The following is a 9,312-nucleotide window of genomic DNA, read 5'->3' as shown; positions in this document are numbered from 1 at the left end:
ACCCGAAGGTCACAGGTTCAAGTCCTGTCCCCGCAACCAAATGGTCCCGTGGTGTAGCGGTTAACATGCCTGCCTGTCACGCAGGAGATCGCCGGTTCGATCCCGGTCGGGACCGCCATTTTTAAAATACTACATATAATATGGGTTTGTAGCTCAGTTGGTAGAGCATTAGATTGAAGCTCTAAGTGTCGGCGGTTCGATTCCGTCCAAACCCACCATATTTTTGCCGGTGTAGCTCAGTTGGTAGAGCAACTGACTTGTAATCAGTAGGTCGAGGGTTCGACTCCTTTCGCCGGCACCATTACCTGGAGGGGTAGCGAAGTGGCTAAACGCGGCGGACTGTAAATCCGCTCCTTAGGGTTCGGCGGTTCGAATCCGTCCCCCTCCACCATCCTTTTAATAGGGGCATAGTTTAAAGGTAGAACTACGGTCTCCAAAACCGTCAGTGTGGGTTCGATTCCTACTGCCCCTGCCAATAAATTCAAAAAACTTACAAATAATATAGTGGCGGTTGTGGCGAAGTGGTTAACGCACCTGATTGTGGTTCAGGCATTCGTGGGTTCGATTCCCATCAGTCGCCCCATTTTTATTTAGGTTTAAGAGTTAAAATTATAATATAGTGGCGGTTGTGGCGAAGTGGTTAACGCACCTGATTGTGGTTCAGGCATTCGTGGGTTCGATTCCCATCAGTCGCCCCATTATATATAATATTTAAAAGCTTTGGGGTATAGCCAAGCGGTAAGGCAACGGATTTTGATTCCGTCATGCCCTGGTTCGAATCCAGGTTCCCCAGCCATTTTTTTTTTGCGGAAGTAGTTCAGTGGTAGAACACCACCTTGCCAAGGTGGGGGTCGCGAGTTCGAACCTCGTCTTCCGCTCCAATATGGCGGCATAGCCAAGTGGTAAGGCACAGGTCTGCAACACCTTTATCACCGGTTCAAATCCGGTTGCCGCCTCCATATTTAATTAATCGGTAAACCCGGTTTTTTTTTACCTTTTTTTATTTTGCCGATATGGCGGAATTGGCAGACGCGCCGGACTCAAAATCCGGTTCCTTCTGGAGTGCCGGTTCGACCCCGGCTATCGGTATCATTTTGTTCAAGTTAGAACAACTATTAAAACACCATCAAAGCCTTAAAAACAGGCTTTGATGGTGTTTTCGTTCGTTATGGCTCTAAAATATTCAATGGTTATATTAATTTACAATTTACTTAGAACTAACAATAAAAATTAGAAGAATAGGTGCTTATATCACCTCTAAACTTGTCTGCCTTTCAAGTGTTATCACTATTCATTGCATTATATATTTCAGTCGTATTTTTAAATATGGTTTATTATGCAAATAAGTACTAGTTTATAATGAACTGCCTTTTTCCCGCTTGAAATTCATTCCTAACATATTAATTAATTATATGGGTACAATTGAAGTTAAATCGTATTTTTTAAAAGGAAATGTGCACTGTTTTATATAGCATATTAAAAAAATATGCTATAAGATTAACGTAATGATGTAAGGTATTTAAAATGAAGTTTACTTTAATTGAATTATATAAGCTTAGGAAGTAGGGAATTGAATGAATGCGGTAACAAATTTAAATTGGATTGAAGCCACAGATTATGATGAAATGAGTAAAATTGCTGCAGGTATTTTTGTAGAGCAGTTAAAGGGAAATAGTCAAACTGTTTTTGGGATGGCAACTGGAAGTACACCTGAAGGGTTTTATAAAGAACTAGTATCAATATACAAGGAAGGGAATATTTCCTTTGCTCAGGCTAAGTCTTTTAACTTGGACGAATATATTGGTATTAATCCATCAAATGAGGCAAGTTACCATTACTATATGGACCAGAACTTATTTAATCATATTGATATGAAGCAGGAAAATATTTACTTACCAACAGGTAATGCGGCAAATATTGAAAAAGCAGCAATGGATTATGATGCAATGATTGAAGAAGCGGGGAATATTGATATTCAGCTTTTAGGTATTGGTGTTAATGGACATATTGGCTTTAATGAGCCAGGAACGCCATTTGATTTAGGGACAAATGTTATAGAGCTAGCTGAGTCGACACGTGAAGCGAATAAAATTTACTTTGACTCAATTAATGATGTACCGACACATGCAATTACTATGGGTATTAAAACAATTATGAAATCAAAAAAGATTGTCTTACTAATTGCAGGTGCAGCGAAGCAAGAAGCATTTGATCGTCTTCGTAGTGGAGAAGTGACAGAAGACTTCCCAGCAAGTGTATTAAACTATCATCCAGACGTAACTGTCATTTATACAGGAGTAGAATAATTAAAAGGAGTGCTGATGATGCACTCCTTTTAATTTACTTTTTTATAGATGAAATAAATACCCCAACAATTATGGTTACCCCGCCGATTAATTGTGCAAGTAGTAGCTTTTCATTTAAAAAGATTACTGCAAAGATGCTAGCAAATAGAGGGATAAAGTTTAAGTAAATTCCTGCCTTGTTCACTCCTAATGCTACAACGCCTGTATTCCAACTAAGAAATGCCACAATCGATGCAATGACCCCAACATAAAAAATAGCTCCAATAGTAGTAGTGCTCCATACAATAGTGTGTGATGTAGTAAGTAGTTCAAATAAGGTAAATGGGAGCAGCATTAACGCACCTATAGCAATTGTTACTAAAAATGTAGAATAGCCAGGGAGCCTGCCAGCGTACTTCTTAATAAGTAATGAATAAATACTCCAACAACACACTGCAACTAGTACAATCAAATCTCCTTTATTAAATGAAAAGCCAATTAAGCTTTGTAATGAGCCCCCGGAAATAATAAACAGCACGCCAATTAAAGAAAGCATTGTACCGGCTAATTGATACTTAGTTAACCGTTCTTTTAAAAAGATAAAGCTTAATATGTATATAACTATAGGCGTGGAAGAGTTCATTAAAGATGCATTGATTGATGTTGTATCATACAAACCAATATAAACGAGCGTATTGAATGAAGCGACTCCTGTCAAAGCTAACATAATGACGGCACCCCAATTTTGCTTCAGTGTATTCCATTCCTTCCTTGTCCGTTGGTATGCAATGGGGAAAAATACAGCAAAGGCAACAACCCAGCGTAAAAATGCCAGTGTTATAGGAGGAATTTCTCCTGCAACTGCACGACCAATTACAAAGTTACCACCCCATAATAAAGTAGCTAATATGAGAAGTAGTTGTGGTGGATATTTCATTAAATAGCATCCCCTTAATATTGGAAAAATAATTTTATCTATTATAGGGATAAGACCGTGGAATTTGCAATGCGCTTTACATAAAACGCTATGATACAATAACGACAGAAGCAAAAGGAGGTCAATTACATGAAAATACGACCAGCAAGATTACAGCATGGAGATACAGTAGGATTAGTAAATTTAAGCAGCCCGCTTAATATAGAATCTTTAGGGGACAAATTAGCAATTTTGGACGAGCTTGGTTTGAAATATAAGCTAGGCAATACAATCCAAGCCTATGATGGCTATTTAGCAGGTACAGACGAGGAACGACTAGAAGATTTTCACCAAATGATTCATGATCCGGAAGTGAAAGCAGTCTTTTTAGTAAAAGGTGGCTATGGAATTTCTCGTATTATTGATAAAATTAGCTACCCGTTAATCGAGGACAATCCAAAAATCATTTGGGGCTTTTCAGACGTTACTGCACTACATACGCAAGTAAATGAGTTTTCGAATGTCGTTACATTCCATGGTCCTATGTTAACTAGTTCAAAAGGGGAACTCGATTTATTATCGAAAAAGATGTTTCAGCAATTATTCCAACCAATTGAAATTCAGTATACAGAAAGCATTTCACCACTTCGTACACTCGTACCTGGCGTTGTACGTGGTGAGTTAACTGGTGGTAATCTGAATCGTATTGTTAGTACACTTGGAACAAAATTTGAAATTGATGTTCGAAATAAGATTCTTCTAATCGAGGATATCGGTGAATCGATTGAACAAATTGATTTATCATTAAATCAATTACGTCTCTCCAGAAAGCTTGAGCTTGCTGCAGGATTCCTAATAGGCGATTTCAATATGCTTAACAGTGAATATAGCTATGATGATGTATTAAACGTTATAGAAGGGTATATAAAGCCTTTGAACAAGCCAGCAGTAGCGGGATTTAAATTTGGTCATTGCGAACCGAATATTGCAATACCATTAGGAGTAGAAGCTATTTTAGATGCGGATGAAAAAACATTGCGAATTTTACCGGGAGTAGAATAATTCCGAGAAATCTATAACAAAGACACCTTTTCACGAAATAAGTGAGCAGGTGTCTTTTAATAACGAGCGACGAAAATACACAAATTAGTTTGTTGTTAGCTTTTACAATAGTTGGTCATTAGTGAAAGGTAACTTTGTAACAGGTAAAAGGTGAATGGTTTCTTTAAATTGCCTAAGCAAAAATCGCTCGTTATTACCTAGATTGGAGTCTCACCGCTCTAGGATTAGAAGTAATTACTATCATTAAATTCAATTTCCACTTGATAGTTTTTAGCGTTAATTAAATTGGAAAGGCGATGTGCTTCCTTTTCCAGCTCGTTCGCGCGATTACGATATGTCATCGGATCATACAGTGCTACACGGTAAAGAATGGCTTCGCCAGAATTATGGTAAAATGCTTCTTTTTCTTCAGAACCCAAGCTTTTACATAATGCAGCTTCTGCACGTAATTGGCTAGCAAGTTCGATCGCTTCTACAATGGGCATTTCCTCGTCTTTAAATACAATTACATTTTCAATATTTGCACGGTAAATTAATGAATCTAGCTTACGAGAGTCATAACGTAGTTGTTTTAATTCAGCTTCAAGCATTTCGAGTGTATAATCGGGCCTTTTTGGTTGTTCACCTTTTTCAATAATAACATGTGTTAGTTGATTCACAGCAAATGTACGTTCTTGAATTTTCTTCATAATAACGCTCTTAAGTTTTACAGCCTCTGCTAAATTAATGCTCACACTATCAGCTCCTTAAAAATGAATTTTTTTATTCTCCGTTGAAAGGACATGCGTCTCAAATTCGCCACCGCTTATTTGCGTAAACATATTTCCTGCACTATTTAATAACTTATGTGCTTCTTGTTCACTAATTGATGGACGTAAAAAAAAGATTTGCAGTGCATTTGTCGTTACCTCTGTAACCGCAGTTCGCTTTGAATCTACATATGGGCTACCGAATGGACCGAACGTATCCTTTAAATAAATGATATTTTCCAATGTGTTGTAACGACCGTTTATTCCTTCATAGCCTGTCGATGCATTGCCTATTTTTATTTCAACATTTCCTTGAATACCATCCAAATCATATATGCCGACCGGAATCTCATATTGCAATGAAAAGAAATTATTCAAATCTACCGCTGTATGAAACGGTGTTAAATATTGCTGTTTAGCGATACGTCGCATTAAGCTTTCGGCAGAGTGCCGGTAACGGTTTGGATCTGTACCATAAGATTTCCAAAGCTGGCGCCATTCTTTAATTCCAGTTCGCTCAGTAACAGGTTTTTCCTGTAATTCTAAAAATAAATTTTCCTGATATAGCTGTGTGCGACCTTTAATCATTTGAGGAGATTCCTCTACGATAATTTTGCTATAATGGATAAGGCCAATTTTAAATTGTTCATTCACTGTAAAGAGTGAGTCATTAATAGAGATATTCAATTAAAGCACCTACTTGAATTTTGATATTGGATAATTATGTAATATAAAATAACTTGTATTCATTGTATCATTTGAAAGGAGCAAGTGAAATGAAAGTATCTCAACTTCAAGAAGAATTAATTAAATACGCAACTTCTATTGGGGTAGATAAAATCGGATTTACAACCGCTGCTCCGTTTCATGAACTGAAAAACCGTTTACGACGACAGCAACAATTAGGTTTTCAATCAGGATTTGAAGAATCGAATATTGAGCTTCGTACAGAGCCGCTAAAATTATTAGAGGATGCGGAAAGCATTATTGCAATTGCAATTGCCTACCCTTCTCGAATGCAGGATGCTCCACAGGGAAAAAAGGGAGAACGCCGTGGAATCTTTTGTCGTGCTTCGTGGGGAGTGGATTATCATACAGCAGTGCGTGAGCGCTTGCAGCTTATTGAAGCATGGCTACAAGAAAGAGTACCGAATGTTAAGGTGAAATCGATGGTCGATACAGGGGAACTCGTCGATCGTGCTGTAGCAGAGCGTGCAGGAATCGGGTGGAGCGGGAAAAATTGTTCTATTATTACACCTGAGTTTGGTTCTTACGTATATTTAGGTGAGATAATGACAAATATACCTTTTGCTCCTGATACACCGATAGAAGATGAATGTGGAGACTGTAATTTATGCATCGATGTCTGTCCAACGGGTGCAATTGTAGCACCAGGTCAGCTGAACTCACAGCGATGTATTGCCTTTTTAACACAAACAAAAGGGTTTTTACCTGATGAATTTCGTAGTAAAATAGGGAATCGCTTGTACGGCTGTGATACATGCCAAACAGTATGTCCGAAAAACAAAGGAAAGCTAAATTGGATTCATGAAGAATTCAAACCGGACCCTGAAATCGCAAAACCTTTACTTCAGCCTCTTTTATCAATCTCCAATAAAGAATTTAAATCTAAATTTGGTCATGTTTCTGGTTCATGGCGCGGAAAAAAGCCAATTCAGCGCAATGCCATATTAGCATTAGCCCACTTTAAAGAAGAATCGGCAATGCCTGATATCATTCAAGTGCTGCAAAAAGACGAACGCCCGGTATTAAGAGGGACAGCCGCATGGGCAATTGGAAAAATCGGAACAAATGAAGCCGAGGAAATTTTATTGGCGGCAAAAAAAACAGAGCAAGATGAAGAAGTGCTGGCAGAAATAGAAAAAGGGTTAGCAATGTTAAATCAATAAGAGAGAAGGATTTTGAAGTGCCAAACCATATTGTTTTATACCAACCGGAAATACCGGCAAATACAGGAAATATCGCACGTACATGTGCTGGAACGAATACATCATTACATTTAATTCGTCCGTTGGGATTTTCGACAGACGATAAAATGTTAAAACGTGCGGGATTGGATTATTGGGAGCATGTTAATGTTGTTTATCATGATTCTTTAGAAGAGTTTATTGAGTACAGCAAAAATGGAGATTTATATTTAATTGAGACTTATAGTGATGAGCCTTTTACAACTCATGATTTTAGTGATACGTCACGTGATATCTACTTTATGTTCGGAAGAGAAACGACAGGTTTACCGAAAGAGTTTGCAAAGGAACGTGCCGATATGTGCCTACGCATTCCACAAAGTGACCATATTCGCTCACTGAATTTATCAAACACAGCGGCAATCGTTATTTATGAAGCTTTAAGACAACAAAATTATCCAGGTTTAAAATAAAAATAGGCAAGAAGCATATTAATCTGCTTCTTGCCTTTTATCATTTCATTTTTGCTTCTATTGCGTGTGAAAGTTTTGCCGACAAATTATCATTTTCAAATAACGTAAGGCGAATGAAACTTTCATCCATATCGAAAGCTTCTGATAAAAATCCACCAAGCCCGCGCGCACGTCGGTCAACCTGCAGTAAAATTTCAACTGAGTTATGTGTGTGACCTAAAAAGACCAATTCGAGTTCATCTAGATACCGGCGATACGTTTGATTAGTAGGTTTAAATTCAAATTCCTGTACAATCGGTGTTTGCCTGCGCAAATAAGATGGCGCTTGCTCATTATCTACTTTACGTAAACGAAAACCTAAGTTTTGAATTGCTGATAATACGCTATTTGCTAGAGGGGATGGCTTTATATCAATAAAGTCTTTATCCTTCGAGTCCACTGCATTTTTTATGTCTAATCCAGTTTGAATCCATACTCGGGAATTACCTATAGTTATTGGGACTACGGTAGGTAAAGCAAATGAAAAGGGGATTTCACGCTTTTCATTTGCTTGAATTATGAACGGCTCATTTAGTTTAAATTGGGATAGCATAGCCTGATCATTAATTTTTTTAACATCAATTTCGCGAATGTAATTTGTATAAAGAGATAAATAGATAGCATCAATTTGTTGTTCAGTACTTCCTCCAGTAATTGCTACGATACCTGTTACATTTTCGTTTAATGTATAAGAAGATTTGTGTAATTTTGTATCAACTTTAGCAGAACCGATTCCTACACTTGCTAAAACTTTATTAAATAGTGACAATAAAATTCCTCCATTGTATGTTAATTAATAATTTATACGCTGGAGTGAAAAGAAAGTTTCAAAATATTTTATTCTCCGTCTGCTGTAAACACGATACGTAGACCATTAGGATCGACTGTAGAGAATAGTTGTTTACCGCCATATGCAGGTGCTTCAGCAAAGTTCTCAACGACGAAATTATTGTCTATTAAACTTTGCTTAACTTCATCTGCATATTGCTCGTCTTTTAATACAACAGTAAATGAATTTAAGCCAACCATATTCTCTAGTGGCGTATGTCCATTATTGCTGTTCCACGTATTCATACCGAAATGGTGATGATACTTTCCTGTAGATACGAACAGAGCCTGTGCACCATAACGCGTTACGACATTATAATCTAATACATTTGTATAAAATTGTTCTGATTTGTCTAGATTTACTACTGATAAGTGAATATGACCCATTACCGTATCAACAGGTAAACCATCCCATTTTCCGTCTGCAGCTTCTAAAATAGGTTGGAAATTAAGCTGATCTGTCACCATATGCACTTGTTCATGTTCATTCCATGTCCATTCCGTTTCATCGCGGTCTATGTAGATTTCGATTCCATTCCCATCTGGATCATTTAAATAGAGTGCTTCCGATACGTCATGATCTGCTGCTCCAAGGCGAACATTTAAATCCACAAAATGCTGTACGATGTTTCCTAAGTCCTTGCGGGAGGGTAATAGTAATGCTAAGTGGTATAAACCTGCAAACCCTTGTTTAAGAGGCAGAGCATTTTGTACTTCGACTAGAGAAACTAAGCTCGTTTGGCCATCTGTTGTTAAATATGCTTCCGACTCTGTTTGCTGTAGGACTTTAAATCCGATAATCGTAGTGTAGTATTCAATCGAACGTTTTAAGTTTGAAACTTTTAATTGAACATGAGCTGGATATAAGTTTGGTTTTTTATGAAAATGTGTAGGCATTTAAAATTCTCCCTATATAGTTATTTTTTATAATCAACTTACTTTATGTAACTAATATATTTTATAAAAAGAAAAAAGTCAAATTAAAAAGACAATCGCATGATTACGATTGTCTTTTAATGAAAAGCTAATAGG

Annotated in this window: 9 protein-coding genes and 11 tRNA genes; 15 read left to right on the top strand and 5 right to left on the bottom strand. The window is 37.3% G+C overall.

What is annotated here, in order from left to right; translation table 11 throughout:
* The first annotated feature begins 42 nt into the window (after nt 1–42).
* From SNE38_RS02115 to nagB, 12 genes are all read left to right on the top strand, one after another.
* Nucleotides 43–118: transfer RNA gene (locus SNE38_RS02115), tRNA-Asp, on the top strand.
* Between the two features lie 24 nt (nt 119–142).
* Nucleotides 143–218 (top strand) — tRNA-Phe (locus tag SNE38_RS02110).
* Between the two features lie 7 nt (nt 219–225).
* A tRNA-Thr gene (locus SNE38_RS02105) sits at nt 226–301 on the top strand.
* 6 nt (nt 302–307) lie between these two features.
* Nucleotides 308–391, top strand: a tRNA-Tyr gene (locus SNE38_RS02100).
* Between the two features lie 10 nt (nt 392–401).
* Nucleotides 402–475, top strand: a tRNA-Trp gene (locus tag SNE38_RS02095).
* 32 nt (nt 476–507) lie between these two features.
* Nucleotides 508–583, top strand: a tRNA-His gene (locus tag SNE38_RS02090).
* Between the two features lie 39 nt (nt 584–622).
* Nucleotides 623–698: transfer RNA gene (locus SNE38_RS02085), tRNA-His, on the top strand.
* A gap of 23 nt (nt 699–721) precedes the next feature.
* Nucleotides 722–796: transfer RNA gene (locus SNE38_RS02080), tRNA-Gln, on the top strand.
* A gap of 10 nt (nt 797–806) precedes the next feature.
* A tRNA-Gly gene (locus SNE38_RS02075) sits at nt 807–881 on the top strand.
* 4 nt (nt 882–885) lie between these two features.
* Nucleotides 886–959 (top strand) — tRNA-Cys (locus SNE38_RS02070).
* Between the two features lie 48 nt (nt 960–1,007).
* Nucleotides 1,008–1,089, top strand: a tRNA-Leu gene (locus tag SNE38_RS02065).
* Nucleotides 1,090–1,574: 485 nt separating this feature from the next.
* Entirely contained in the window at nt 1,575–2,306 is a 732-nt protein-coding gene (gene nagB / locus SNE38_RS02060; protein WP_336045789.1) for a glucosamine-6-phosphate deaminase, read from the top strand.
* Between the two features lie 34 nt (nt 2,307–2,340).
* Here nagB and SNE38_RS02055 read toward each other — a convergent pair whose 3' ends face one another.
* Nucleotides 2,341–3,222, bottom strand: coding sequence for a DMT family transporter (locus SNE38_RS02055; protein ID WP_336045788.1), 882 nt, complete (start codon nt 3,220–3,222; stop codon nt 2,341–2,343).
* 129 nt (nt 3,223–3,351) lie between these two features.
* On the opposite strand from SNE38_RS02055, the gene SNE38_RS02050 reads away from it, so the two are divergent.
* A complete protein-coding gene (locus tag SNE38_RS02050) occupies nt 3,352–4,263 on the top strand; it encodes a S66 peptidase family protein (protein ID WP_336045787.1) in 912 nt (303 codons plus the stop codon).
* 224 nt (nt 4,264–4,487) lie between these two features.
* Here the strand turns inward: SNE38_RS02050 and SNE38_RS02045 are convergent, their stop codons facing one another.
* On the bottom strand, nt 4,488–4,997 hold the full coding sequence (locus SNE38_RS02045; RefSeq protein WP_191705511.1) for a DIP1984 family protein: 510 nt from the start codon (nt 4,995–4,997) through the stop codon (nt 4,488–4,490).
* 12 nt (nt 4,998–5,009) lie between these two features.
* Nucleotides 5,010–5,699, bottom strand: coding sequence for a B3/B4 domain-containing protein (locus SNE38_RS02040; protein ID WP_336045786.1), 690 nt, complete (start codon nt 5,697–5,699; stop codon nt 5,010–5,012).
* Nucleotides 5,700–5,788: 89 nt separating this feature from the next.
* On the opposite strand from SNE38_RS02040, the gene queG reads away from it, so the two are divergent.
* Nucleotides 5,789–6,922: a tRNA epoxyqueuosine(34) reductase QueG gene (gene queG, locus SNE38_RS02035; RefSeq protein WP_191705509.1), complete on the top strand. Its 1,134-nt coding sequence runs from the start codon at nt 5,789–5,791 to the stop codon at nt 6,920–6,922.
* 17 nt (nt 6,923–6,939) lie between these two features.
* Nucleotides 6,940–7,413, top strand: a complete 474-nt coding sequence (trmL, locus tag SNE38_RS02030) for a tRNA (uridine(34)/cytosine(34)/5-carboxymethylaminomethyluridine(34)-2'-O)-methyltransferase TrmL (protein WP_191699452.1) — start codon at nt 6,940–6,942, stop codon at nt 7,411–7,413.
* 40 nt (nt 7,414–7,453) lie between these two features.
* Here trmL and SNE38_RS02025 read toward each other — a convergent pair whose 3' ends face one another.
* The gene (locus tag SNE38_RS02025) at nt 7,454–8,221 is read right to left on the bottom strand and encodes a sporulation protein (RefSeq protein ID WP_336045785.1); all 768 of its coding nucleotides are present in this window, start codon (nt 8,219–8,221) and stop codon (nt 7,454–7,456) included.
* Nucleotides 8,222–8,289: 68 nt separating this feature from the next.
* Complete coding sequence (locus SNE38_RS02020) at nt 8,290–9,177, bottom strand: VOC family protein (RefSeq protein WP_336045784.1); 888 nt, start codon at nt 9,175–9,177, stop codon at nt 8,290–8,292.
* Nucleotides 9,178–9,312 lie beyond the last annotated feature (135 nt).

Source organism: Solibacillus ferritrahens (assembly GCF_037027585.1).
GTDB classification, from domain to species: Bacteria; Bacillota; Bacilli; order Bacillales_A; family Planococcaceae; genus Solibacillus; species Solibacillus ferritrahens.
This window is presented reverse-complemented; position numbering and strand designations above follow the sequence as displayed.